Raw genomic sequence first — 25,691 nt, 5'->3', positions numbered from 1 at the left:
TTAATGCAGATGTAAATGCTGCGGCTAACATTTTACGAAAAGTAATCCCAAATGCATGGACAAATGGGATAGAGGGGTTAGGCGTGAAACAGCTCGCTAATGTGTTAACTCCCCTGACGTTAATCGTTCGTTAGGTCGAAACGTTAGAAACCCCCACTTCAAGCTTTGTTAAGTGGGGGAGTGTTCATATGCTATAATGTAGAAACATATAGGTATAAGGAGAGGTACGAAATGATTCCAGTAACAATATTAACTGGTTTTCTTGGATCAGGGAAAACGACTTTATTAAATCGTATTTTATCAGAAAATCACGGTAAGAAATTAGCGGTGATTGTAAATGAAATAGGGCAAATTGGCATTGATAATCAGTTGATTATGAATGTGGAAGAAGAAATTATGGAAATGACAAATGGCTGTTTATGTTGTACTGTACGTGAAGATTTACTCGTCGCTTTAAAACAATTACTGGACGTAAAAGCAGAAGGGAAAATGGATTTTGATGGTTTAGTAATTGAAACGACTGGCCTTGCAAATCCAGGGCCGATTATTCAAACATTCTTTTTAGATCCAGTCATCCAATCTGCTTACCAAATTAACGGTGTTGTAACGGTGGTAGATAGTTATCATATACATAAACATTTTGAAAAAGGATTAGAAGCAAAAGAGCAAATTGCGTTTGCTGATGTCGTTTTAGTAAATAAATTAGATTTAATTGAAGAGAATGAGAAAGAACATCTCTTGCATGAAATTCAAGGGATTAACCCGACTGCAAAGTTAATTGAGGCGACTAACTGTGAGGTAGATATACCATCTTTATTACAAATCCAAACATTTAAAACGAAAGATACGTTGCAAATTTACCCTCATAAAGAACATAACCACTTAGAAGGTGTGAAATCATTTGTATTACGTGAAGAACGTCCGCTGGATTTACAAAAGCTTAATGAGTGGATGTCAGCTGTCGTTCAAGAGCTAGGGGAATATTTATATCGTTACAAAGGAATTTTATCAATAGATGGAGTAGATAAACGTATCGTTTTCCAAGGTGTACATACGTTATTTGCTGCTTCGTACGATAGAGAGTGGCAAGAGGGCGAAGAGCGAGTAAGTGAAGTAGTTTTTATCGGAAGAGATATTAATAAAGAGTGGTTCCAAGAACATTTCGAGGAGTGTGTGAAATAAGTCTGCGTAAATTGCAGGCTTATTTTTTATGAGCATTCTATTAGATTGCAAAACAGAATTAAATAAGGGGGAGAAACTAAAAATTGATAAATGTATAATAAAAAGCCTGTTTTCACAGGCTTGTATTTTCGTCTATTAGTAACTCCATTACAACACCTACAACTGGACCTTCATCATCAATATCCCCATTTAAGCGGAAACCAAATGATTCATACAGTCCCATTGCAAGTTTGTTGTCTGGATGTAAACTTAAGTAAATTATTTTGCATTCAAATTTTTCTTGTAATAATTGAATGAGTAAGCGAAGGAAACGTTTTGCGTATCCTTTTCCTTGATATTGTTGGTCAATCATAAAGCGATCGAGCCATACACTTTTATGTTTTACTGAATACCATCCATACATTGCGTATCCTACAAGTGTTTCTCCATCATATAAACCTACTGACGTTCCGTTTCCTTCATATAATGATTCTGCTAAAGAAAACGCGTTACTTTCAATAAATTGTTGCTGATCTTTTGCGACGTCTAAAGCAACTACTGAACGCCAATTTTTTGCTGTTACTTCACAAATGTGAAGATTCATAATTCCAACTCACCTTCTAAATTAATATAGCTTTAAAGCTAATATGGATAATTTTACTTGTTATTTTGGTCAAGTCAAGGATAAATACATAAAAAGGCAGCTGAATAACAGATTCAGCTGCCTAGAAAGTATAATGGATTAGTTTGTTGCTTCTTTCAATGTATTTACGTTTTCTTCCATTAAAGTGAAGTAATCTTTATTATTTTTTGCATCATCTTCAGAAATAGTAGCTAAGTGATTTAAGCGTAAAACTTTTGTACCAGTTTCTTTTTGAATTACGGATGCTACTTTTGGAGTAGAGAATGTTTCGAATAAAATATATTTTAGATTATGTTCTTTTACTGTTTTTGTAATGTCAGCAAGCTGCTTTTGAGATGGTTCATCAGAAGCTGAAATTCCAGCGATAGGAATTTGTTTTAGGCCGTATCGTTGTTCCCAGTAACCATAGGCAGCATGAGAAACTAAAATTTCTTTCGTTTTTGCGTTCGCTACAGCTGCCTTAAATCCATCGTCTAAATCAGTAAATTTAGTTTGAAGTGCTGCAAAGTTTTTTTCGAATTCTTGTTTATGTTCAGGTTGTAATTCTACAAGTGCATTTTTAATTTTTTCTGCCTGTTTCATCGCTAGAGTAGGATCTAACCAAACATGCGGGTCTTTATCGTGATGATGTTCATCTTCTTTATGGCCATCTCCATGATCATGATGCTCTTCTTCAGTAGAAGCACGAAGCTCAATACCTTTAGATGCATTTACAATTTTAACATTTTCTTTTTGTAATGTTTTTTCCATTTTTTCAGCAAATGGTTCTAATTCAGCGCCGTTATAAACAAATAAATCGGCTTTTGCAACTTGTACTGTTTGTTTTTGACTTGGTTCAAATGTATGTGAATCTGCACCAGGTGGGTAAATCGCTTCAACATTTACATAGTCGCCACCGATTTTCTTTGCGAAATCAGCAAGTGGGAAAATCGTTGTATAAACTGTTAGCTTTCCATCTTTCTTGGCATTACTTTCTTTTTTATTTGAGCAGCCAGCGAAAATTAAGGTAAAAATAAGTAAGAATGAAAATATAGTCAATCTTTTAGGCATGAAGTTCTCCTCTTTTCTTTTTTACGGATATATTTTCCCCAATAATAGAAGAAAAATATCATTTTAATGCAAAACGGAATAATTACGTTTTAGTTTGCGAACTTAGTATAATACATCTTTAATAAAGTTGCAATAAATAATAATCATTCCGATTTGTTTTTGTTATAAAGTTGTCAAATATAGGTGTATTATTTTTGCAAATGCATGCATATGTGACAACGCTGTTTTCATATATTGAAAAGGAGGTAAAGAGGGGGATGAGCGCTTGGGTTACTTAATGGAAGCTATTTTATTAATATTAGCGGTAGTATTGCCATTATCTTTCGTATTAATTTTTTTAAGAAGATTAATAAGTAATTTAGGGGACGCTACAACAATAACGAAATTACAAGAGAGAGATGAGAAAAAAGAGTGAGTAAAGCACTATGCGTACGCATAGTGTTTTACTTGTGGTAAAATAAGAGCAGGAAACTCCTAAAGGTTGTATTTTACTGAAGGAGAGAAAAGTAAAATAAGAGGTATATGCATATATGAATAAGCGAACAGCGTTAATACTCGGTGCAAGTGGTTTAGTTGGACAAGAGATAACGCGTCTATTACTTGAATCAGATTACTACGATTCGGTTACTATTTTTGTAAGAGAGCCAATGCAAATGCAACATGAGAAGTTACAGCAGAAACAAGTTAATTTTTCGGTATTAGAGGAATATAAAGAGTTCTTTGCTGTGGATGATGTTTTTAGTTGCTTAGGAACAACAATAAAAAAAGCAAAAACAAAAGCAAATTTTAAAAAAGTAGATTATGAATATACGTTACGAGCTGCGTGTTTAGCTGAAAAACAAGGGGTACAAAATTTCCTTGTCGTGTCTTCTATGGGAGCGGATCCTAAATCATTCTTCTTTTATTCACAAGTGAAAGGAAAAATGGAAGAAGAATTGCAAAAGTTAGTGATTGGTGGTATTCACATTTTTAGACCATCATTATTAGTAGGAAATCGACAAGAATTTCGTTTCGGCGAACGAATGGCTGAAAAGTTATCTCGTATTATTCCGTTTATCTTTAAAGGAGCTTTTAAAAAATATAAACCAATTTCAGCTAAAGATGTGGCGAAAGGGATGTATATAACCGCGCTGCGAGAAGAATCAGGTATCCATACTTATAATTCAAATGAAATTACAACGATAGAATAAATAAAACCGAGAAGAATGACTTCTCGGTTTTATTTATTCGTATGAATTTTTCCTGGTGCTCGCTTATATTGGTGAGGTTCTTGCAATTCAAAGCCAAGTTCATTGGCCGCTATTCTCGGAAAATACGGATTGCGAAGTAATTCACGTCCGATAAAAATTAAATCTGCTTCGTTATTATTTAAAATTTGCTCTGCTTGTGGCCCAGTCGTAATCAATCCAACTGCACCAGTTGCAATCTTAGTATGCTCTTTAATATGTTTAGCATATTGTACTTGATACCCAGGATAAACATCGATGCGTGCAGGGACAACAGCTCCAGAGCTACAATCGATTAAATCTACTCCTTGTTCTTGCATCCATTTTGTATACTGAACATAATCTTGAACTGTTAACCCGTCAGGATGATAATCATTTGCTGAAATACGGACAAATAACGGTCCGTTCCAAACTTCATTTATCGAGTCAATGATTTCGCGTAAGAAACGATAGCGGTTTTCAGGTGAACCACCATATTCATCAGTCCGCTCATTGGAAAGCGGAGAAAGAAATTCATTAATAAGATAACCGTGAGCACCGTGTATTTCAATAACATCAAATCCAGCTTGTTTTGATCGTACTGCAGCTTGCTGAAAAGCTAATACAGTATCTTTAATTTGGTGTTTGCTCATTTCTATTGGCATTTTCATTGTTTCATTAAATGGAATGGCTGAAGGAGCTAACGCATCTGTTTCTAATTCTGCTTTTCTTCCGGCGTGAGCGAGTTGAATGGCAGCTTTTGCACCATTATCATGTATAAAAGTAGTCGTTTTATGTAAGCCTTCAATTAGGTTGTCATCCCAAATGCCTAAGTCTTTATTTGAAATTCGACCTTCAGGTAACACGGCTGTTGCTTCAATCATAACTAAACCAACTTGACCGGCAGCTCTTGTTCCATAATGAATGAGATGGAAATTCGTTACTTGGCCATCCCCGTTTTCCGATGAATACATGCACATAGGTGACATAACAATCCGGTTTTTTAATGTAACGTCCTTAATTGTATAAGGTGAAAAAAGTTCGGAATTCATCCAATAGCCTCCTAAATTGAATTTTCTTACATTGTATCATTCTCTTTTTTGTTTCTCTAATAAAACGCTTATACGAAAAATTTTGTATATTCGTGTTACAATGACTAATATGAACTGAATTGGAGGATGGCATATGTACCAGGCTTATTATGAAAGCGAAGTAGGTTTGCTTGAAATTACAGCGAATCAAGAAGGAATTACGTCTGTTATATTTGTTGATGAACGACAAGAAGAAAATAAAAATGAAATGATAGAACAATGTATAAATGAGTTAGATGAATATTTTAAAGGGAAAAGAAAAGAGTTTACGGTCCCGCTGTCTGCGGAGGGAACAGCATTTCAAAAAAATGTATGGGATGCACTTTATACTATTCCATACGGCGTAAGTGCTTCATATTTAGATATTGCAGAGAAAGTTGGAAATACAAAAGCTGTACGGGCAATAGGAGGGGCAAATAGTCGGAATCCAATTTCAATAATTGTTCCATGTCACCGTGTAATAAGAAAGAGTGGAAAGCTTGTTGGATATGCTGGTGGTTTATGGAGGAAAGAGTGGTTATTAAAACACGAAGGTATTTTGAAATGACGTATGAATGGGAAGAGGGATTGTTTTGAAATGTATAAATTGTGGGCAATCTTGCGAGGAGGAACAGTTAAATTGTGCAAGTTGTCAGCGAAACTTGGATAATGAACAAGAGGAAGGTAGCTCGTTAATAGATAAAGAACTAGAAGTATATGTAGGGAGACAATATCCGTATTACAAAAGGAAATGGGAACTTGAGAATAAGCGGATTGCTAGGTGGAGTTGGAATGGTTGGGCTGCTATTTTCAATATAGGCTGGCTAGGATATCGTAAGTATTATGTACCAGCTGCTTTATTTATGTTGTTATTAGTAGCGTGTGATGCATTTTCGTATTATATGGGATTTAATGTAGCGTTGCCAATCATTAATATGGTGCCTCTTACGTTTTTATTACTCATTTTTATTCTGTTTGGAATGGGGATTTTTGCAAATGGATTATACTATCAATTTGCGGAAAGACGTATATACCGAATAAAAGCAAGAGAAATAAAAGATAAATCAGTTGAAAACTATCTAATCAATGATAGCGGCGGAACGAGCAAAATGGGAGCGACAATTGTTACTATTTTAGCAGTTGCTAGCATATTTTTTAGTCATTTCTTTTTTCCAACTGATCGAGACGTTATTCAAAAGGTTCGTACAAGCTCGCTTTATGAATATCCTTTCTTTTCAATAGGTGAATCTTTCGAAAATTATTTTCAAAATTCAGGTTGGATATATTATCGTGGAACGGAAGGGTTAGAATTAGTAGAATTCCAAGGATATAACACCGGAACGCCAAGACAAAAGGTGAAGATTCAATTTGTTGTCGATTATAAATTAGGTGAAGTGGAACCATACTCACTTATGGTTAATGGTGAATCTAAAACTGAAGAAGAGTTTTTGAAGCTGATGGAAGAAATATTTAAAGTTCAAAATCCATTTGATATAGAGGATGGATTACAAGTAAATGCTATTCAAGAAAGCGGCTGGAAAGAAATTTCCGATCGCTTTTTTCTATGTTTGTTAAAATAAATATTTAAAATAATCAGAATCTTTTGTATAATAAAATATATTATATAGGATTTAACTTATACATATAGATTGGGGGAAGGAAGAATGAAGAGAAAGACAACAACAATTGCTGCACTTGCGTTAACGACGAGTGTATTGGTTGCAGGGTGTGGGAATGGTGAGAAGGCTTCGACAACGAAGAAAGAATCGAATAAGGGAATGGCAGATAAACAAGTTTTAAATTTGCTAGAAACAGCTGAAATTCCTTCAATGGATACGTCTAAATCAACGGATTCTGTATCTTTCCGTGTATTTGTAAATGCAATGGAAGGTTTATATCGTCTAGATAAAGATAATAAACCAACACCAGGTATGGCAAAAGATGTGAAGATTAGTGAAGATAAAAAGACATATACATTTGAATTACGTGATGCGAAATGGTCAAATGGTGATCCAGTTCGAGCACAAGATTTTGTATATGCATGGCAACGTACATTAGATAAAGCAACAGCGGCAGAATATGCATTCATTTTATTTGATGTGAAAAATGCACAGAAAGTAAATAAAGGTGAATTACCAGCAGATCAATTGGGTGTTAAAGCGAAGGATGATAAAACGTTGGTAGTAGAATTAGAGCAACCAGCACCTTATTTTCTTGAGCTTACGTCGTTCCCTACATTTTTCCCATTAAATGAAAAATATGTGAAAGAGCAAGGAGATAAATACGGATTAGAAGCAGATAAATTAGTATATAATGGACCATTTACAATGAGTCAATGGAAACATGAACAAAATTATCAGTTAAAGAAAAATCCTAATTATTGGGATAAAGATACTGTAAAGTTAGACGAAATTAATGTAAGTATTGTGAAGGAAACAAGCACGGGAGTAAATTTATATGATAGTGATCAAGCAGATCGAGTTATTTTAACTTCTGAATTTGTTGATAAATATAAAAAGAATAAGCCAGATGAATTTAAAACGAAGTTAGATCCACGCATATATTTCTTACGTTTTAACCAAAAAAATGCAACATTTAAAAACCAAAAAGTACGTGAAGCGATTGATTTAGCATACGATAAAAAAGGAATTGCTGATGTCATTTTAAATGACGGTTCATTGCCAGCATATTTCTTAGTACCTGAAAAATTCACGACAGGTCCGGATGGAAAAGATTTCCGCTCTGTAAATAAAAACTTCCGTGATAGTAAAGATAACGCAGAGAAAGCAAAAAAATTATGGGAAGAAGCGAAGAAAGAGCTTGGTCAAGATACAATTACGGTTGAATTACTAAACGATGATAACGGTAGCCGTAAAAAAGTAGGCGACTTTATTAAGGAAGAACTAGAGAAAAACTTGCCTGGTATTAAAGTGAATTTGAAACAGCAACCATACAAGCAGAAGCTAGATTTAGAAAAGAAATTCCAATATGAATTCTCATTATCTGCATGGAGCCCTGATTATCCGGATCCAATGACTTATATTGATATGTTTGTTACTGGAAGCTCATTTAATGAAATGGATTATTCTAATCCGAAGTATGATGATTTAGTAGCGAAATCAAAAGGAGAGCTATTAAAAGATGATAAAGCACGCTGGAATGCACTTGCGGAAGCTGAAAAAATCTTAATTGGTCAAGACGCAGCAATTTCTCCTACGTACCAACAAAGTACAGCTTATTTAGAGAAGCCATTTGTAAAAGGCATTGCTAACCATACGTTTGGCGGGGACTTCAGTTATAAATGGGCATATATTACAAAAAAATAGTATAATAAAAGATGAGTGAATTTTCGCTCATCTTTTATTTGTATAAGGAGGAATTATAGTTGTTAAGAGGAATCAATCATATTTGTTTTTCGGTATCTAATTTAGAAAACTCTATTATGTTTTATGAAAAAGTATTAGAAGGAGAATTATTAGTTAAAGGAAGAAAATTAGCTTATTTTAACATATGTGGAGTATGGATAGCGCTTAATGAAGAGACGCATATTCCGAGAAATGAGATTCATCAATCTTATACGCACATTGCATTTTCTGTTGAACAAGAAGACTTTAAATGTCTAATACAGCGATTAGAAGAAAATGATGTTCATATTTTACAAGGAAGAGAACGTGATGTAAGAGATTGCGAATCTATATACTTTGTTGATCCTGACGGTCATAAATTTGAGTTTCACTCAGGGACACTGCAAGACCGTTTAAATTATTATAGAGATGAGAAATCTCATATGACATTTTATTAGGGAGGGATAGCATTTGCATGCACTTGTAATTGGTGGAACAGGAATGCTAAAGAAAGTTTCTATGTGGCTTTGTGAGAAAGGATTTTATGTTTCTATTATCGGGCGAGATGAAGTGAAATTAGAAAATGTTAAGCGAATGAGTTCTGCACCAGAAAATATTACATGCCTTTCGTTAGATTATCATAATGATGAAGATGTAAAGCTAGCTATTAAAAGTACAATTAAGAAAAATGGCCCAATCACATTAGTTGTTGCATGGGTACACACAAGTGCAAAGCATGCACTATCAAATATTTGTAAAGAACTAGATTTGTCGTCTAAAACATATAGTTTATTTCATATTTTAGGCTTTATTTTAGAAGATACATATGGAAGATGGCTTACTCATGAAGAGATAGCTGATGGAATTATAAAAGGGATTGAAAGTAAACGAGCGGAGTGGATTGTAGGGAGAGTTGAACCGTGGGAATTACGACCAACATGGTGAGGGGGAGTAAGAAATGAAAACAACTATATATGTAACAAGGCATGGTGAAACAGAGTGGAATGTAGCGAAGCGAATGCAGGGACGGAAAAATTCTGCTTTAACTGAAAATGGTATAGTTCAGGCGAAACAATTAGGGAATCGAATGAAAGATTTACCAATCCATGCGATCTATAGTAGTCCGAGCGAAAGAACACTTCATACGGCAGAGTTAATAAAGGGGGAACGTGATATACCCATTATAGCGGATGAGCATTTCTATGAAATCAACATGGGTATATGGGAAGGACAAACAATCGCGGATATAGAAAAGCAATTTCCAGAAGAAGTACATCTGTTTTGGAATGAGCCACATCTTTTTCAGTCAACATCAGGCGAAAATTTTGAGGCTGTTTATGAAAGAGTAATTGAAGGGATGCAGCTTCTTTTAGAGAAGCATAAAGGACAAAACATATTGATTGTGTCTCATGCGGCAGCAGCAAAATTACTTGTAGGGCATTTCGCGGGAATTGAAATAGAAAATGTGTGGGATGATCCATTTATGCATAGTGCCAGTTTGAGCATAATAGAATTTGAAGAGGGTATCGGTAAAGTGAAACAATTTGCAGATATAAGTCACTTTCAATAAATGTAAAAAAGGCCGCAAAACGGCCTTTTTTTGGTGGTATAAAAACTAGCAGTTACGTTTTTTATACCAGAAGTGATCGAATTTCTTATTTTTGCAAGATGGGAATTTATGTCCGCCTTTGCAATCATTCCATTTGTGTCCGCTATCGTGACAGTCTTTACCATGATCACATGAATCATCGCAAGAGCCACCGTGTCTGTTAGGGAAGAATTCGCATTTTTTACAGAAACTTCGTTTTGTCCAGAAAAATTTCTTTTCAAAGCGTATGCATTTTGTAATGAATGTACAATGTTTTCTGCGAGTACGTTTCGTAACTAATACGCATTCTTTTCTACGCGTTACTTTCGTAACGAACGTCCATTTTTGAACACGTACACGAGTACATTTCGTAACAAATGTCCATTTTTTCACATGCGTACATTTTGTAACGAACGTACAATGTTTCACGCGAGTACATCTTGTTCTTGGACATTTACCCCCAGTTGTACATTTACATCCAGTTGTACAATGATGATGAGTGAATTTATCATCATCGCATTCAAAAGTACTTGGATCTTGGTGTAAGAAATCCTCCATCCCAGCACTTTTGATTTCTTCGACAGCTTTTCTAATATCACGTTTCATAGAAATCCTCCTTATCATGTATTAAAGTGAAAAGGTATTCTTTTTCCTTAACATGATATGTATGTAGGCATCTTTCTGAACAGGACAAGAGTGTAATTTTATATAAATAGATGATTGCGGATGTATGGACAAGAAAAGGCGCATACATTGAAGGAAGAGAACTGAGAAGGGATGAGAAAACATGCTGCCTTCATATGATTTTTTTGTTCATCCAATGTACTTAGTGGAATTGAAAAAGGACATTTGGTCAGATAGTCCAGTGCCAGCAAAATTAACTTATGGAAAAAAGAAGTATGATATTGATATCGTATACCGAGGAGCTCATATTCGCGAATTTGAGAAAAAGTCTTATCATGTTATGTTTTATAAGCCTAAAAAATTTCAAGGTGCGAAAGAATTTCATTTGAATTCGGAGTTTATGGATCCGTCTCTCATACGAAATAAATTATCTTTAGATTTTTTTCATGATATTGGTGTACTTTCGCCAAAATCACAACATGTATTTATAAAAATTAATGGTCAAATTCAAGGTGTGTACTTACAGTTAGAATCGGTTGATGAAAATTTTTTGAAAAATAGAGGATTACCGAGTGGTTCTATTTATTATGCGATAGATGATGATGCGAATTTTTCATTAATGAGTGAACGAGATAAAGATGTTAAGACAGAGCTCTTTGCGGGTTATGAATTTAAATATTCGAATAAAAATAGTGAAGAACAACTGAGTGAATTTGTATTTCAAGCGAATACTTTGACGAGGGAAGCCTATGAAAAAGAAATTGGGAAGTTTCTACATGTAGATAAATATTTACGATGGTTAGCAGGAGTTATTTTTACGCAAAACTTTGATGGTTTTGTTCATAACTATGCACTATATCATAACGATGAAACAAATTTATTTGAAGTTATACCGTGGGATTATGATGCGACTTGGGGGCGAGATGTACAAGGGAGACCGCTTAATCATGAATATATTCGTATTCAAGGTTATAATACGTTGAGTGCAAGATTGCTAGACATACCTGTATTTAGAAAGCGGTATCGAAGTATTTTAGAAGAAATATTAGAAGATCAATTTACAGTTTCGTTTATGAGGCCGAAAGTAGAAGGGTTGTGTGAATTGATTCGTCCATATTTACTACAAGATCCATACATGAAAGAAAAATTAGAAACATTTGATCAAGAGGCTGATATGATTTATGAATATATAAATAAAAGAAGAAAGTATATACAAGACCACTTACATGAATTGGATTAATTTTGAAAGAGATTGAGACGTTATCAATCTCTTTTTTTTGTATAATAAAGATGTATCAATAAAAATGAAGTAATATATTTGATAGAGAATGGGGATGCGGATATATGACGATTAAATGGATTGATTGGGTAAAACAAATACAATCTATAGCTCAAGCGGGTTTAACGTATTCTAAGGATGTGTATGATATTGAGCGTTTCCAGCAATTACGAGATATTTCTATTTCAATGATGTCACATTACACGAAAACAGATTGGGAAGTCGTAGAGAAATTATTTGCAAGTGAGACAGGCTATCAAACACCTAAAGTTGATATAAGAGCTGTTGTTTTTCAAAATGAAAAGCTATTATTTGTGAAAGAAAAAAGCGATGGGAAATGGGCATTGCCAGGTGGATGGGCTGATGTCGGTTATACGCCAACCGAAGTTGCAGCAAAAGAGGTTTTCGAAGAGACTGGTTATGAGGTAGATCATTTTAAGTTACTAGCTATATTTGATAAAGAAAAACATCAACCATCTCCATCGGCGACGCATGTATATAAGATTTTCATTGGATGTGAGATTATTGGTGGAGAAAAGAAAACTAGCATTGAAACAGAAGAGGTGGAGTTTTTTGGTGAAAATGAATTGCCTAATTTATCAATTGCTAGAAATACAGAAGACCAAATTAAAGAGATGTTTGCCTACATGAAAGATCCGCAGAAAGAGAAATTAATAGATTAATCCTGCTTGAATTGTACATATTGTTAAAATGAAGATATTGGCAGATTGCAGCCTTTATGTAATAATGGGATGGTATGTGAAGAAAAAAGGAGATAAAAAAGAACATGTTAGCAAACATAATAGATCAGTTATTGCAATTTTTTGCAAGCTTAGGTTACTTTGGAGTAGCTCTTGCTTTAATGATTGAAGTAATCCCGAGTGAAATTGTACTTTCGTATGCTGGCTTTTTAGTAGCGAATGGTAAAATTAGTTTTGTGGGTGCAGTTATCGCCGGAACGATTGGTGGTACTTTAGCGCAAATCTTTTTATACTGGCTTGGATACTACGGAGGGCGTCCGGTTGTAGAGAAATATGGGAAATATCTACTTATTAATAAACATCATTTAGACATAGCGGAAGGTTGGTTTAAGCGTTATGGAGCAGGCGTAATATTTTCTGCGCGCTTTATCCCAGTAGTACGTCATGCGATCTCTATTCCAGCAGGACTAGCTAAGATGCCATTAAAACTATTTACACTTTATACGGTTGTAGCGATCATTCCATGGTCAATTCTATTTATATACTTAGGTGAAAAACTTGGTGGGAATTGGCGACAAATTAAAGAGTATGCATCTGATTACACACATTACATAATTATAGGAGCTGTTCTTTTTATTGCTCTATACTTTGGTTTAAAGTATTTCAAAAAGAAAAAAGCAGCGCGTTAAAGTCAATGATTTTTCATTGGCTTTTTTATTTGTTTCGGTTCTAAAGAAAAGGAGTTGTCCATAATGTGTAATATAATAAAGCGTAGCGGAGGAATGTGATGAAAGGGTCACCGTTTATACGTGGAACGATATTTTTAACGATGGCAACGATGATATCAAAAATGTTAGGGTTTATATATGTTATACCATTTACAGCGATGGTCGGTACGAGTGGTTACGTTCTATACACATATGCATATCGTCCTTATACCATCATGCTCAGCATAGCAACAATGGGATTACCGCTAGCTGTTTCAAAGATGGTATCAAAATATGATCAACTGAATGATTATCATACGGTTAAGAGAGTGTTGAAAAGTGGAATCGTGTTTATGTTTATAATGGGAGTCATTTCGTGTTTTACGTTATATATGCTAGCTCCGCATTTAGCTAAACTTGTCATCGATGGGAATGATCAAACGGGGAATAGTGTAGGAGCGGTTACTACTAATATTCGAATTGTAAGTTTTGCGTTAATACTTGTGCCAGTAATGAGTTTATTAAGGGGCTTCTTTCAAGGATTCCAATCGATGGGGCCTTCTGCATTAAGTGTAGTTGTAGAGCAATTTTTTCGGGTTTTAACCATTTTAATAGGAAGCTTTGTCGTTTTATATGTTTTAAAAGCTTCTGTTTCGCTAGCAGTTGGTATTTCAACGTTTGGTGCCTTTATGGGAGCTGTAGGTGGATTAACTGTTTTAAGTGCGTATTATATGAGAAGGAGAAGGCACTTAAAGAAAAAAGAAATGGCAAGTATACCACAAACAACGAAATCTTTTTTCTCGCTTTATAAGGAGCTCTTTACATATTCTATTCCTTTTGTTGTAGTGGGCTTAGCAATTCCGTTGTATCAGACGATTGATACATTTACAATTAATAAACTACTTATACAGATAGGGTATATGCAAGGCGAAGCGGAAAAAATTAATGCGATAATTGGTCTTGTTCAAATGGTTGTGCTTATCCCGGTATCCGTTGCGACAGCTTTTAGTATGTCTCTCGTACCAGAGATGACGAAAGCTTATACAGCAGGAAATACGAAGCTATTGTACAAACATTTTACGAGAACAAATGTATTAGTAGTAGCGATTACGGTACCGGCGGCAATTGGAATGATGGTGTTAGCCAAGCCTGTATATACCCTTTTATTTGGTGCTGGAAATGATCCAGAGATGGGGAGAATCATTTTACAGTATTATGCTCCTGCTTGCATACTATTTTCTCTTTTTACAGTAACGGCTGCTATGCTACAAGGAATCAATCAACAGCAGAAGACGGTGCTAGGACTAGTGATTGGAATTATTGTGAAGATAGTTTTAAATATTGTATTGCTTCCGTATTTCGATTATGTAAGTTTTATCATTTCAACATACGCGGGCTATACGATTTCAGTTGGGTTTAACTTGTGGATGCTTTCTAAATATGTTATAAAGGCAACATAAGCTTTTAAGGCAGAGAGCACTCTGTCTTTTTCTATGTTTATCCCGCTCTAACGGGCAGTAAGATCCTCATCTCAAAATTCAGCGAAAGAAAAGAAGTTTGGTTGGGGGCGGGCAGCCCGTAAAAGCCCGATTGGTGAGGGCTGAAAATCAGTGGGGGGATGAAGCCCCCACTGATTAAAGTTTCACTTTATAATATTTTTCTTATAAAAACGTTTTCAAAATAATTTTTCTATTGAAATTTAAACGTATGTTTCATATGCTGAGAATGGCGGTTTAAAAACTGTGATTTAAGAGAGGTAGATTCCTACATGTAAAAAGAATCGGGGTGATAGTATGTTAAATATATATTTAACAGACCGAAACGGAAAACTACAAGAGATTGAGGAAATGCAAAAGGGGTGCTGGATTAATGTACTTCATCCAACAGAAGAAGAAATTCAATATCTAGTACAAACTTTAAATGTAGACTTAGATTTCATTAAAGACCCTTTGGATGATGAAGAACGCTCTCGTATTGAAAAGGAAGACAATAATACTTTAATTATCGTCGATATTCCGACAGTTAGACATGACGAAGAAGGAAATTCGATTTATGACACGATTCCAATAGGTATGATTGTGATGCCGGATTGTTTTGTTACAATCTGCTTAGAAGAGAATCCAATTTTTGAACGTTTTATTAATCAACGTATTAAAGAATTTTATACGTTTAAGAAGACGCGCTTTGCACTTCAGCTCTTATATACAATTTCTACTTATTATTTAAGATACTTAAAGCAAATAAATCGAAAAACAATTGATTTAGAGCATCAATTAAATCAGTCAATGAAAAATAAAGAGATTTTCACATTGTTAGGCCTTGAGAAAAGTTTAGTATACTTTACAACGTCATTAAAGGCTAATAAAATTGTAATTCAAAAGTTAATGCGTAATAGTACATTTTTAAAAATGTATGAAGACGATCAAGATTTATTAGAAGATGTATTAATTGAAAATAAACAGGCTATTGAAATGGCGGAAATATATAGTCACATTTTAAGTGGAATGATGAATACTTTTAGCTCCGTTATATCAAATAATTTAAATAGTGTTATGAAACTGTTAACGTCAATTACGATCATTTTATCTTTACCGACGATGGTTTCTAGTTTCTTTGGAATGAACGTAAAGGTTCCGTTTGAAGGGGAAGCCCACGGTTTTGTAATTGTACTCATCATATGTGTAACACTATCTTTCACGTTAGCTTTTGTTTTTTGGAAGAAACGTTACTTTTAACGATAAGAAAGCTGCTCTAGCATAGTTATACAACTACGCTAGAGCAGCTTTTTTGCTATGAAATCTCAAATTTTGAATAGAATATAACTTGTACAATGTAATGTATATAAAGGGTATGTATTCCATATAAGCCTTGTTCAATTAATGAAATGGGGTTAAAATTACATATTGTTAATGAAAAGTTGGAGGAAATACATCATGGAATTGTTTCAATTACCGAAAGCATTCCTGCAAATGAATACAATTTTTATCTCCATATTGATCGAAGCACTTCCTTTCGTGCTCATTGGTGTATTTATTTCAGGATTCATTCAAATGTTCGTGACAGAAGATATGGTGGCAAAATGGATGCCGAAGAACCGATTTCTGTCTGTTTTATTAGCTACTTTTTTAGGTATGTTGTTTCCGGGCTGTGAATGTGGAATTGTTCCGATTGTAAGACGATTAATTGGAAAAGGTGTTCCACCATACGCAGGGATTGCATTTATGTTAACTGGACCTATTATTAATCCAGTTGTATTATTTGCTACTTATGTTGCCTTTGGGAGTAGTATGCACATGGTATGGTATCGTTCTATTGTAGCGATTATCGTAGCCATTATCGTTGGAATTATATTATCCTTTATGTTTAAAGAACATCAATTAAGAGATGATCACTTCCCAGAAGTGAATAATAAGCGTCCACTGCGTAAAAAAATGTGGGATGTATGTACACACGCTGTTGAGGAGTTCTTCTCAATGGGAAAATATTTAGTACTAGGTGCGTTAATTGCAGCAGCGGTACAAACGTTTGTACAAACTTCAACACTTCTTGCTATTGGACAAGGTCCGTTTTCTTCATCAGCTGTTATGATGGGACTTGCTTACATTTTATCACTTTGTTCAGAGGCAGATGCATTTATCGCTTCTTCGTTCCAAAGTACGTTTTCAACAGCTTCACTTGTCGCGTTCCTCGTTTACGGACCGATGGTGGATATTAAAAATATGTTTATGATGCTTGCGACATTTAAAACGAAATTTGTAATTGTTGTTATAGTTACAGTTACTCTTGTTGTTTATGCAAGCTCACTACTCATTTATGCGATGGGGTGGTAGGTTATGTTTCGAGCATATATATTATTAGGTTTTACAATATTAATTGCGCAACTTCATATTTCCGGTAACATTACGAAGTATATCAATATGAAGTATGCCTATTTATCAACAACAGCAGCAATTATTTTAGGTTTCTTAACGATTGTACAAATTATCGTCGTTTTCCAAAAAGAGCACCAAAAGGAAAAAGAGAGAAATGATTGCAGTTGTGACCATAGCCATTGCGGGCATGATCATTCAAAAGATGAGAATACATGGTGGAAAAAAGCATTTTCGTACTCATTGTTTTGTTTTCCAATTATCTCAGGATTATTTTTCCCAATTGCGACGCTAGATTCGGATATTGTTAAAGCGAAAGGATTTCACTTTCCTGTTGCACAAGCAGAAAGTAAGGATCCATTTATGACAAGACAATTTCTAAGACCTGATACGAGCATTTATTACGGGAAAGAAGGATACCGCGGTGTAATGGAAAAAGGGAAGAAAGAGTTTGTTACGAAAGATAATATTAATTTGAAAGATGAAGACTTCCTAAAGGGTATGGAAACAATTTATAATTATCCTGGCGAGTTTACTGGGAAAAAATTATCTTTTAAAGGGTTTGTTTTTAGAGATGATTCTTCTAAAAAAGAACAATACTTCTTATTCCGTTTCGGTATTATACATTGCGTAGCAGATTCTGGTGTGTATGGTATGTTAGTGAAAAAGCCAGAAGGCGTAGAGTGGAATAATGATGACTGGATTCAAGTAGAAGGAGAGATAACTACTGAGTTTTATCAGCCGTTTCATGCGAATATTCCTGTATTAGAAGTAACAAAATGGAATAAAGTTGAACAGCCGAAAGAACAATATGTATTTAGAGGAGCCGATTGATAAAATCGGTTCTTTTTTGTGGACTAAAAGTTCTGAATGTTGTTAATATTAAACGTGTAGTTCATTTAGTATAGTGATTATTGAAATATTAGGGATAGTTCATTAAAGGGGTGATAACAATGACAGAAGTAAAGGGGAAAACAGCCAATGAGTCAAGGGTGTTCAAAACGAGCCGAGTATTCCCAACAGATTTAAATGATCATAACACGCTATTTGGTGGGAAGATATTAGCGGAGATGGATATGGTTGCTTCTATTTCAGCATCCAGACATTCAAGAAAGGAATGTGTCACAGCATCTATGGACTGGGTCGATTTCTTACATCCTGTTCGTTCTTCAGATTGTGTTAGTTATGAATCTTTTGTAATTTGGACAGGAAGAACTTCGATGGAAGTGTTTGTGAAGGTAGTGGCTGAAGATTTAATTTCAGGTGAGAAGCGTATAGCGGCAACGTCATTCGTTACTTTTGTGGCACTTAGTAAGGAAAATAATCCAGTTCCAGTACCGCGTGTTATCCCTGAAACAGAAGAAGAGAAAGAATTACATCGTATTGCTGTGTTACGTGCAGAACAGCGTCATATACGTAAGGCAGAGAGTAAGAAAGTAGCCACATTGTTAACCTTTTGAGATGAATATTTAGCCATTTAAGTTACTATAGCAGTCGGAAATGGTTTTAAAATGAAAAGCGGACACCTAAAAATAGGTGTCCGCTTTTATAGTTTTTTCATCCACATATCATATGACAGTAGCTACTTAGCAGAAGCAAGCAGCACCGACGATGATTAAGAGGATAAATAATACGACTAATAGCGCAAATCCATTACCATGTGCGAAGCCCATTGTTATTTCCTCCTTTTATTTTAAGATACAACATACAATATGCAAATGAGCTATTGTTTGATATGGACATATATCATGCAATGACATATTTTCTTGAATGATAATGTAATAAAAAAGGGAAGATATAGAAATAACAGTAAGTGGAGAAAGGAATTTATCCATGAAGCACTTTTTCGCTATAATCCTTTGTTTAATAGGTGTATTCATTTGGATGAACATCGATGTGGAAATGGGGAAGGAAATGGCTAGTGAATATGAATTAGGACAAGTTCGATTAGGTGAATTTCAACTATATACGAACGGTGAAGAGTTATATAGAAAATTATTTGACGATATAAACGATGCAGAAAAGTATATATATATCCATTTTTATATTGTAGGAAAAGACGAAATAAGCCAAGAGTTTTTACAGTTATTAGAGAAAAAAGCATCTAGCGGAGTAGAAGTGAAATTGTCAGTCGATCGGGTAGGCGGATATAAGCTGAAGAAAAAGGTAATTAGCCGATTAAAAGAAAACGGTGTGAAGTTTACATTTAGTAAAAAACCGAAACTGAAAAATATGTTCTATTCTTTGCATCAACGAAATCATAGACGTATTGTTACGATAGATGGAAAGGTATCATACGTCGGTGGCTTTAATATCGGAAAGGAGTACCTTGGACAAAATCCAAAGTTTGGGCCATGGCGTGATTATCACGTGCGCATCCATGGTGAGGGTGCAGCGGATATGGAAAGAAAGTTTGCCGAAGATTGGAAAGAAGATACAGGAGAAAAAATGCCTATACATGAAAGTATACCTACATTAGGGAATATAAAATATCAATATTTATTTTCAAATGGAAAAGGCTTATGGGAAAAGTATGGGGCACTTTTAAAAAAAGCTAAAAAGTCTTTAATTATAGCTACACCATATTTTGTACCAAGTAAAGAAATGGTGAAAGAGTTAAAAGCTGCATTAAATCGTGGTGTTAATGTAAAAATTCTCGTGCCATTTAAAAGTGATGCCATATTGTTAAAACAAGCTGCCTATCCATATTTGAAAGATATGTTACATGCTGGAGCGGAGATTTATCAATATCGAAATGGATTTTTTCATGGGAAAGTAACAATCATAGATGGAGAAATTGTTGATATTGGGACAGCGAATTTTGATAATAGAAGTTTTTATTTAAATTACGAGTCTAACTGTATCATATATGATAAAACAGTTGTTGATGAAGTATGGAGTCGATTACAGGTAGACTTTCATAAATCAAAACGATTTTCTGAAGAAGATTTTGAGGAAATTAGTAGATGGGATTGGTTTTTAGCAAGAATAGCGAATGTTTTAGCATCATATTTATAGTATATGGACAAAAGAGAAGGGAGGCGCTTTAATGGACTGTATGAAAGAATTAATGAGATATAGTTATATGCTAATATACAAGGTTGGAGAGTATGCTGGAAAGGTCAGAGACGAAGAATTAAAAAATCTATTACAGCACCATTTACCATATATGTTACAAGCATATAATGAACAAGTAAATTTTCAAGAAGGAGAGAATGTGCAGCATATAACCTGTGAAACAACGGAGTTTGATTTGCATGAAATGGAAAAGGAAACAGTTAGTAAATATACAGGGGATATTCATATTGCAATCAGTTATATTGCGCACTTGAAACGATTAGCTTTAAAGTTTGCTCAAGTTGCAGTGGAAGTTGCTAATCCAGAGTTTCGCTCATTTTTGGAAAATTGTTTCCTGAAAATGAACCGTTACGCTTATAGTGTGTGGCAATATGTTATGAAGAAGGAATATAAGATTACACATCTATATGAAAATGAAAAGTTTGCATGAGAAACTAAGGCGAAATGGTATGCGCCTTAGTTTTTTTACGTCCATTGAGAGAAAAAACTAGTTTTATTGTGTATCGATTGGAAATGAAATAAAATCAGGTTTTGTTATCAGAAAATTTACAAAAATTTACCGTATATTTACTGTTTTTCAATCTCTCCTTTAAAAATAGAGAGTAATATGAGGTTGTACATATTCTATCACAAGGAGGAAACGCAAATGAATAAATGGGTTAAATCATTAACTGCTATGGCACTTGCAAGTTCTTTATTAATGGTAGGTTGTAGTAAAGGTGAGGACAAGAAGAAAGAAGACGACACAACAACACAACAAGAGGATAAAAAGGATAAAGAAACAAGCGGAACCGAGAAGTCTACTGATTCTAAAGAAAAGAAATAAAGTAATAATAAAGCTTCCTCTCATATATGAGGAAGCTTTTTTGTTGTAAATTTATTGAGATTATTGAAAAATAGAAAGAGAATGAAAGAGGGGGAAAACAAATGAAAGTATGTATATTGGGAGCAACAGGACGAGTAGGTTCAAACATAATTAATTTAGCATTAAAGGATTCAGCTGAAGTGAATGCATTAGCGCGTGATTTAAATAGAATAGAAATACAACATGAAAGGCTACGAGTGATAGAAGGTAATGTATTGAACGAAAATGATATAAAGAAAGTGATAGAAGGAAGCGATATAGTAATTAGTGCACTTGGAACGGATCAAAATGGAACATTAGGGAAGAGTATGCCACAAATCATTAAGCAAATGGAAGAAGAAGGGGTTCGTAGAATCATAACAATAGGAACAGCTGGTATTTTACAAGCAAGAACAAATCTAAATTTATATCGTTTTCAATCAACGGAATCAAAAAGGAAAACGACAACGGCAGCGGAAGATCATTTGGCTGCATATAAAGTACTAAGTAATAGTAATAATTTATGTTGGACAGTTGTTTGTCCGACACATTTAATAGATGGTGAGGCGACAGAGGTATATCGAACTGAAAAAGATATATTGCCAGAGGGTGGATCAAAAATTACAGTGGGTGATACAGCACACTTTGCATGGGATCTATGTAAGAAAAACATATATGAAAATAGTCGAGTAGGTATTGCATATTAAAAAACCATCCCGAAGTCGGGATGGTTAAAAGATGATATAACACAAGAAGATGATAATCATAATGATTTGGAGAATTGCTTTCGCTACTGTACTGCTTAAAAAACCAACTACAGTAGCGACTCCAACTAGAAAGGCATCTTTTGGCGCTTTTTTATGCACTAGTTCTGTTATAAATACTGATAAGAACGGTATGATAATAAGTCCGAATGGCGGGAAGAAGAACGATCCGACAATGATAGAAATCATTCCGACACGTTCGCCCCATTTAGAACTACCGTATTTTTTTAAGAAATATCCATTTGCAATAAAATCAGCAACGAAAATGAAAAGAGTGAAAATGACTTGAATAATCCAAAAAGAAGTTGTTAATTCGCCTCCATTTATACCGAAATGGTAAATCAAATATCCAGCCCAGACAGCTAGTATGCCAGGGATAATTGGATAAATGAAGGCGAGAAATGAAACAATGAAACAGGCAATGATACAAATTGTTAATAAAACAGTCACTTTATAGCTCCTTTTTAATATCTAGTTTATGTACAGCAACTTTTTTGACTTGATGTCCATCAAGTTCTAATACTTTAAATTGAAAACCAGCATATTCAATGGAGTAGCCAGCTTCAATATTTAAGTCAACTGCTTGAGAAAGAAGCCATCCTCCGATTGTATCTAAATCACTATCATCAATATGTAGGCCAAACATATCATTTACTTCAGAAATAAGCACCTTTCCATCTAAAACAGTAAGCTTAGGTGTACGCTTTTCAATCATAGGTGATTCATCCGCATCGAATTCATCTTGAATTTCTCCAATGATTTCTTCAAGAATATCTTCCATCGTTAAAAGTCCAGCAGTACCACCATATTCATCCATAACGATTGCCATCTGAACGCGATTTTTTTGAAGGTGGACTAATGTTTTACGAATTGGAACTGTTTCAAATACAGTTAGAACAGGATGTATATAAGATTCAAGTGGTTTATAAATACCTTTCGTTTGATCATGGAATACTTCTTTCGTATTGATCATCCCAATGATATCATCTTTATCTTTTTCGATAATTGGATAGCGTGTATATTTTTCAGTAGCGACGATATCCATATTTTCTTCTAACGTATTTTCAGTAGATAAGCAAATCATTTCGGTACGAGGAACCATAATTTCTTTTGCAACTCGATCATCAAATTCAAAAATGTTATTTACATATTTATATTCGGTTTGGTTTATTTCACCGCTTTTAAAACTTTCACCTAAAATGAGTCGCAATTCCTCTTCAGAATGAGCAAGTTCACTTTCTTTCGCAGGTTCTAATCCGAGTAATTTTGTGAAAAATATAGCTGTACTATTGAGTAGCCAAATGAATGGGTACATAATTTTATCAAATAAAATAAGCGGTCTTGCAAATTTGAGTGTGATTGCTTCTGCTTTTTGAATTGCGAAAGACTTTGGAACTAATTCACCTAATACAACGTGGAAAAAGGTAATAACACTAAAGGCAATAACAAAAGATAAAGTGTTAGCCAGTGTTCCAGTAATATTAATTTTTTCAAAGAGCGGTCGTAGTATATGCTCCACAGTTGGTTCACCAAGCCAACCAAGCCCTAAAGAAGTGATTGTAATTCCGAGCTGACAAGCTGATAAATAAACATCTAAATTAGATAGGACGCTTCTTGCAGCTAAAGCTTGTTTATTACCTTCATTTGCAAGTTGGTCAATTCGACTTTTTCGTACTTTTACAACAGCGAATTCTGATGCAACGAAAAAGCCAGAAATAAGAATAAGTACAAAGATGAGAAAAATATTTAATATGTCCAAGCGTGTTCTCCATTCCAAGGTTTGGAATAAAGATGTCACCTCCTGCAATTATGTTATACTTTTATAATAAATCCAAATGAAAAGAATAGTCAAAGGAAAAGGGTAAATATTGGTATGTTTCTGTAATAGTTTTTGAATTTGCTGTTATTTTGTCCGCTATACAAAAGGAATAACCCCCTACTTTTAGATTATAGAGGGTTATTTTAAATTAAGGTTTTGGAACACTTCTCGTTAAAGTGTATGACTGTTGCTTGGAGTAGTTTGTGGTCCATAGTGTTTGAAGGAAAGAAAGTATGCTATATGGGATATAGAGTAGTAATAAGCCGATTGTAACAATTATGGGTGAATTTCCGCCAAATTGAACGATAAATTGTAACAGTCCATTTGCATGAAAAACGCATTCCATAAAAACGAATGAAAGAATAATGGAACCTAAAATTGATTTATGATTCGAAGTAAGCGCCAAAAACAATGTATCCACAAGAAAAGAATCATGTTTTATTTCATATTCATTTGTGTTTTTTAAGAAAGGAATCCATTTTTTTACTGCTTGCATAACGATAATCATGGAAGTACTACATACGATGATAAATGATGAGTAGTAAGGAAGGTTTATAAATTGTGCGATGTATAGAAGTAGTAATAAGACTGAACATTGTAATACTACAGTGCAAAAAGAGTAAGGTATCCATTTCAATACAGTAGTAAACTTTTTAAACGAGTTAGGTACTTTGAAAAATAAATGGCCGATACCCAAACTTATGAAAAATCCGATCGCAAGGGTAAAAGTAAAACGAACAATCGATATAAAATATATTTCCCATATGTAAGGGAATAATGGTGTTGAATGATTAGAAGTATGTATCATTTGGTTTGCTGAGAAAAAGATAGATTCATGCATCCAATCAACCTTTGGAATTGATATAGAAGAAAGCTGTGCGAAGTTTTGAAAAATGCTAATAAATCCATTTTGATAAGAATAATTGTGTGTAATAAAAAGAGCTGGAATAGGACTTATGGCAAAAATAACAATAATACCAATTATAAATTTACATATATGTGAGCGTAATAAGGACATATAACCACCTACTCTTATAATATTCAGAAAATTCTTATTATTATTTTAGCTTTTTTTGAAAGAAGTTACAATATATTTTTCATTCAGTAATTCAGAGAGAAGATTTGATAGCAAAAATATGCAAGTGAAGGATTCATGAATAAATTATGACAAGAAAATGAATAATTTTCAGAAAAATAAAATAAATTATTTATTTTTTTCTGAAAATATAATATAGTTATGGCACAGAAAGTATTTTAACATAAGGAGGCTATTTATGAGGATTAAAGGGAATTACGTACCGAAAAGGGAAGTTTTACTGTGCTCAAGTTCGATTACGATAGGGGAAGCGTTAGAGCATTTAAATAAAACGGGGTATCGTTGTGTACCAGTTTTAGATGAAAAAAAAGAGAAATTTTTAGGGAATATATATAAAGTAGATATTTTAGAATATAAAGGATCACTTGATGAGAGTGTAATACAATTATTAAACGATAAAGAAGGATTTGTGAGAGAAGATTCATCTTTCTTTAAAGTATTTTTTACAATAAAAAAATTGCCTTATTTATCAGTAGTTGACGAAAAAGGGGTTTTCCTTGGAATTTTAACGCATAAAAAAGTTTTTGAGTTATTAGAGGATGCATGGGGTGTTCACTCTAGTAAATACTCTGTCATGATTGGAACGCAAGACTATAATGGAGCAATCCAAAAGTTATCGACAGTTTTAAAGAAATACACTGGTATTCAAAGTTTGATGACTTTTGATAATGATGCCTTATTAGTTCGTAGAATTATGTTTACATTAGGAGAAGAGTTTAACGACGGTGAATTAGAGACATTATTGAAAGATTTAGAAGATCACGGATTTAGAGTTGTGTATGTGGAAGAGATGAAAAATCCACGTGAAGTTGAAACGATAGAGTAACATACAAAAGCCATCTAAATTAT

At 34.1% G+C, this 25,691-nt stretch carries 30 protein-coding genes; 22 read left to right on the top strand and 8 right to left on the bottom strand.

Annotated elements, in window-relative coordinates; genetic code table 11:
• The first annotated feature begins 231 nt into the window (after nucleotides 1-231).
• Nucleotides 232-1,182, top strand: a complete 951-nt coding sequence (locus EBQ15_RS10575; RefSeq protein WP_000613419.1) for a CobW family GTP-binding protein — start codon at nucleotides 232-234, stop codon at nucleotides 1,180-1,182.
• 112 nt (nucleotides 1,183-1,294) lie between these two features.
• On the opposite strand, the gene EBQ15_RS10570 is transcribed toward EBQ15_RS10575, so the two are convergent.
• Both EBQ15_RS10570 and EBQ15_RS10565 read right to left on the bottom strand, forming a co-directional pair.
• A complete protein-coding gene (locus EBQ15_RS10570) occupies nucleotides 1,295-1,765 on the bottom strand; it encodes a GNAT family N-acetyltransferase (protein WP_001048681.1) in 471 nt (156 codons plus the stop codon).
• Between the two features lie 138 nt (nucleotides 1,766-1,903).
• Complete coding sequence (locus tag EBQ15_RS10565) at nucleotides 1,904-2,854, bottom strand: metal ABC transporter substrate-binding protein (RefSeq protein ID WP_001126151.1); 951 nt, start codon at nucleotides 2,852-2,854, stop codon at nucleotides 1,904-1,906.
• Nucleotides 2,855-3,119: 265 nt separating this feature from the next.
• Here EBQ15_RS10565 and EBQ15_RS31115 point away from each other — a divergent pair, with 265 nt between their 5' ends.
• Together EBQ15_RS31115 and EBQ15_RS10560 are read left to right on the top strand one after the other, a co-directional pair.
• On the top strand, nucleotides 3,120-3,269 hold the full coding sequence (locus EBQ15_RS31115; RefSeq protein WP_000540932.1) for a hypothetical protein: 150 nt from the start codon (nucleotides 3,120-3,122) through the stop codon (nucleotides 3,267-3,269).
• Between the two features lie 115 nt (nucleotides 3,270-3,384).
• Nucleotides 3,385-4,044 (top strand): oxidoreductase, encoded by a 660-nt coding sequence (locus tag EBQ15_RS10560; protein WP_001042738.1) that lies wholly within the window; start codon nucleotides 3,385-3,387, stop codon nucleotides 4,042-4,044.
• 29 nt (nucleotides 4,045-4,073) lie between these two features.
• On the opposite strand, the gene namA is transcribed toward EBQ15_RS10560, so the two are convergent.
• Nucleotides 4,074-5,111 carry an NADPH dehydrogenase NamA gene (gene namA, locus EBQ15_RS10555; protein ID WP_001083643.1) on the bottom strand — a complete coding sequence of 346 codons (1,038 nt, stop codon included), beginning with the start codon at nucleotides 5,109-5,111 and terminating at the stop codon, nucleotides 4,074-4,076.
• 133 nt (nucleotides 5,112-5,244) lie between these two features.
• Between namA and EBQ15_RS10550 the strand changes: the two genes are divergently transcribed.
• The 6 genes from EBQ15_RS10550 to EBQ15_RS10525 all read left to right on the top strand — a co-directional run bounded on the left by EBQ15_RS10550 (nucleotide 5,245) and on the right by EBQ15_RS10525 (nucleotide 10,043).
• A complete protein-coding gene (locus EBQ15_RS10550) occupies nucleotides 5,245-5,697 on the top strand; it encodes a methylated-DNA--[protein]-cysteine S-methyltransferase (protein WP_000283914.1) in 453 nt (150 codons plus the stop codon).
• 7 nt (nucleotides 5,698-5,704) lie between these two features.
• Nucleotides 5,705-6,709 (top strand): DUF2628 domain-containing protein, encoded by a 1,005-nt coding sequence (locus EBQ15_RS10545; protein ID WP_080480394.1) that lies wholly within the window; start codon nucleotides 5,705-5,707, stop codon nucleotides 6,707-6,709.
• Between the two features lie 84 nt (nucleotides 6,710-6,793).
• Nucleotides 6,794-8,455: a peptide ABC transporter substrate-binding protein gene (locus EBQ15_RS10540; RefSeq protein WP_000824279.1), complete on the top strand. Its 1,662-nt coding sequence runs from the start codon at nucleotides 6,794-6,796 to the stop codon at nucleotides 8,453-8,455.
• Nucleotides 8,456-8,514: 59 nt separating this feature from the next.
• Entirely contained in the window at nucleotides 8,515-8,931 is a 417-nt protein-coding gene (fosB, locus tag EBQ15_RS10535; protein ID WP_000943770.1) for a FosBx1 family fosfomycin resistance bacillithiol transferase, read from the top strand.
• 13 nt (nucleotides 8,932-8,944) lie between these two features.
• A complete protein-coding gene (locus EBQ15_RS10530; protein WP_000543115.1) occupies nucleotides 8,945-9,418 on the top strand; it encodes a short-chain dehydrogenase in 474 nt (157 codons plus the stop codon).
• A 13-nt stretch (nucleotides 9,419-9,431) separates the two neighbouring features.
• Nucleotides 9,432-10,043 carry a phosphoserine phosphatase 1 gene (locus EBQ15_RS10525; RefSeq protein WP_000858827.1) on the top strand — a complete coding sequence of 204 codons (612 nt, stop codon included), beginning with the start codon at nucleotides 9,432-9,434 and terminating at the stop codon, nucleotides 10,041-10,043.
• 45 nt (nucleotides 10,044-10,088) lie between these two features.
• On the opposite strand, the gene exsB is transcribed toward EBQ15_RS10525, so the two are convergent.
• Nucleotides 10,089-10,667, bottom strand: a complete 579-nt coding sequence (gene exsB, locus EBQ15_RS10520) for an exosporium protein ExsB (protein WP_000817497.1) — start codon at nucleotides 10,665-10,667, stop codon at nucleotides 10,089-10,091.
• Between the two features lie 181 nt (nucleotides 10,668-10,848).
• Here exsB and cotH point away from each other — a divergent pair, with 181 nt between their 5' ends.
• From cotH to EBQ15_RS10480, 8 genes are all read left to right on the top strand, one after another.
• Complete coding sequence (gene cotH / locus EBQ15_RS10515; RefSeq protein WP_000938003.1) at nucleotides 10,849-11,925, top strand: spore coat protein CotH; 1,077 nt, start codon at nucleotides 10,849-10,851, stop codon at nucleotides 11,923-11,925.
• A 104-nt stretch (nucleotides 11,926-12,029) separates the two neighbouring features.
• The gene (locus EBQ15_RS10510; protein WP_000153584.1) at nucleotides 12,030-12,647 is read left to right on the top strand and encodes an NUDIX hydrolase N-terminal domain-containing protein; all 618 of its coding nucleotides are present in this window, start codon (nucleotides 12,030-12,032) and stop codon (nucleotides 12,645-12,647) included.
• A gap of 104 nt (nucleotides 12,648-12,751) precedes the next feature.
• Complete coding sequence (gene uptA, locus EBQ15_RS10505; protein WP_000880691.1) at nucleotides 12,752-13,354, top strand: undecaprenyl phosphate transporter UptA; 603 nt, start codon at nucleotides 12,752-12,754, stop codon at nucleotides 13,352-13,354.
• Nucleotides 13,355-13,452: 98 nt separating this feature from the next.
• A complete protein-coding gene (locus tag EBQ15_RS10500; RefSeq protein WP_000678847.1) occupies nucleotides 13,453-14,832 on the top strand; it encodes a putative polysaccharide biosynthesis protein in 1,380 nt (459 codons plus the stop codon).
• 333 nt (nucleotides 14,833-15,165) lie between these two features.
• Nucleotides 15,166-16,107: a magnesium transporter CorA family protein gene (locus EBQ15_RS10495; RefSeq protein WP_000932389.1), complete on the top strand. Its 942-nt coding sequence runs from the start codon at nucleotides 15,166-15,168 to the stop codon at nucleotides 16,105-16,107.
• 198 nt (nucleotides 16,108-16,305) lie between these two features.
• Nucleotides 16,306-17,202, top strand: a complete 897-nt coding sequence (locus EBQ15_RS10490) for a permease (protein WP_000418716.1) — start codon at nucleotides 16,306-16,308, stop codon at nucleotides 17,200-17,202.
• Between the two features lie 3 nt (nucleotides 17,203-17,205).
• Nucleotides 17,206-18,075, top strand: a complete 870-nt coding sequence (locus EBQ15_RS10485; protein WP_000488060.1) for a TIGR03943 family putative permease subunit — start codon at nucleotides 17,206-17,208, stop codon at nucleotides 18,073-18,075.
• 119 nt (nucleotides 18,076-18,194) lie between these two features.
• Nucleotides 18,195-18,701: an acyl-CoA thioesterase gene (locus EBQ15_RS10480; protein ID WP_000141164.1), complete on the top strand. Its 507-nt coding sequence runs from the start codon at nucleotides 18,195-18,197 to the stop codon at nucleotides 18,699-18,701.
• 126 nt (nucleotides 18,702-18,827) lie between these two features.
• Here EBQ15_RS10480 and EBQ15_RS10475 read toward each other — a convergent pair whose 3' ends face one another.
• On the bottom strand, nucleotides 18,828-18,914 hold the full coding sequence (locus tag EBQ15_RS10475; protein ID WP_000505094.1) for a YjcZ family sporulation protein: 87 nt from the start codon (nucleotides 18,912-18,914) through the stop codon (nucleotides 18,828-18,830).
• A 160-nt stretch (nucleotides 18,915-19,074) separates the two neighbouring features.
• Here EBQ15_RS10475 and cls point away from each other — a divergent pair, with 160 nt between their 5' ends.
• From cls to EBQ15_RS10455, 4 genes are all read left to right on the top strand, one after another.
• Entirely contained in the window at nucleotides 19,075-20,259 is a 1,185-nt protein-coding gene (gene cls / locus EBQ15_RS10470; RefSeq protein ID WP_001999650.1) for a cardiolipin synthase, read from the top strand.
• 31 nt (nucleotides 20,260-20,290) lie between these two features.
• Nucleotides 20,291-20,749: a spore coat protein gene (locus tag EBQ15_RS10465; RefSeq protein ID WP_000340540.1), complete on the top strand. Its 459-nt coding sequence runs from the start codon at nucleotides 20,291-20,293 to the stop codon at nucleotides 20,747-20,749.
• Between the two features lie 216 nt (nucleotides 20,750-20,965).
• Nucleotides 20,966-21,145, top strand: coding sequence for a hypothetical protein (locus tag EBQ15_RS10460; RefSeq protein ID WP_001045960.1), 180 nt, complete (start codon nucleotides 20,966-20,968; stop codon nucleotides 21,143-21,145).
• A gap of 101 nt (nucleotides 21,146-21,246) precedes the next feature.
• Nucleotides 21,247-21,870: an NAD(P)-dependent oxidoreductase gene (locus tag EBQ15_RS10455; protein ID WP_000861639.1), complete on the top strand. Its 624-nt coding sequence runs from the start codon at nucleotides 21,247-21,249 to the stop codon at nucleotides 21,868-21,870.
• A gap of 24 nt (nucleotides 21,871-21,894) precedes the next feature.
• Here EBQ15_RS10455 and EBQ15_RS10450 read toward each other — a convergent pair whose 3' ends face one another.
• From EBQ15_RS10450 to EBQ15_RS10440, 3 genes are all read right to left on the bottom strand, one after another.
• Nucleotides 21,895-22,377, bottom strand: a complete 483-nt coding sequence (locus EBQ15_RS10450) for a DUF456 domain-containing protein (RefSeq protein ID WP_000217334.1) — start codon at nucleotides 22,375-22,377, stop codon at nucleotides 21,895-21,897.
• Nucleotide 22,378: 1 nt separating this feature from the next.
• Nucleotides 22,379-23,686: a hemolysin family protein gene (locus tag EBQ15_RS10445; protein ID WP_033683856.1), complete on the bottom strand. Its 1,308-nt coding sequence runs from the start codon at nucleotides 23,684-23,686 to the stop codon at nucleotides 22,379-22,381.
• 208 nt (nucleotides 23,687-23,894) lie between these two features.
• Nucleotides 23,895-24,764: a hypothetical protein gene (locus tag EBQ15_RS10440; RefSeq protein WP_000055260.1), complete on the bottom strand. Its 870-nt coding sequence runs from the start codon at nucleotides 24,762-24,764 to the stop codon at nucleotides 23,895-23,897.
• Nucleotides 24,765-25,020: 256 nt separating this feature from the next.
• Here EBQ15_RS10440 and cbpA point away from each other — a divergent pair, with 256 nt between their 5' ends.
• Entirely contained in the window at nucleotides 25,021-25,668 is a 648-nt protein-coding gene (gene cbpA, locus EBQ15_RS10435; protein WP_001220526.1) for a cyclic di-AMP binding protein CbpA, read from the top strand.
• Nucleotides 25,669-25,691: the final 23 nt, after the last annotated feature.

Origin of the sequence: Bacillus sp. 2D03 (assembly GCF_003946765.1) — a bacterium.
In the GTDB taxonomy this organism is placed as follows: domain Bacteria; phylum Bacillota; class Bacilli; order Bacillales; family Bacillaceae_G; genus Bacillus_A; species Bacillus_A cereus.
Note: the sequence above shows the minus strand (reverse complement) of the source record. Positions and strands in the feature narration are given on the sequence as shown.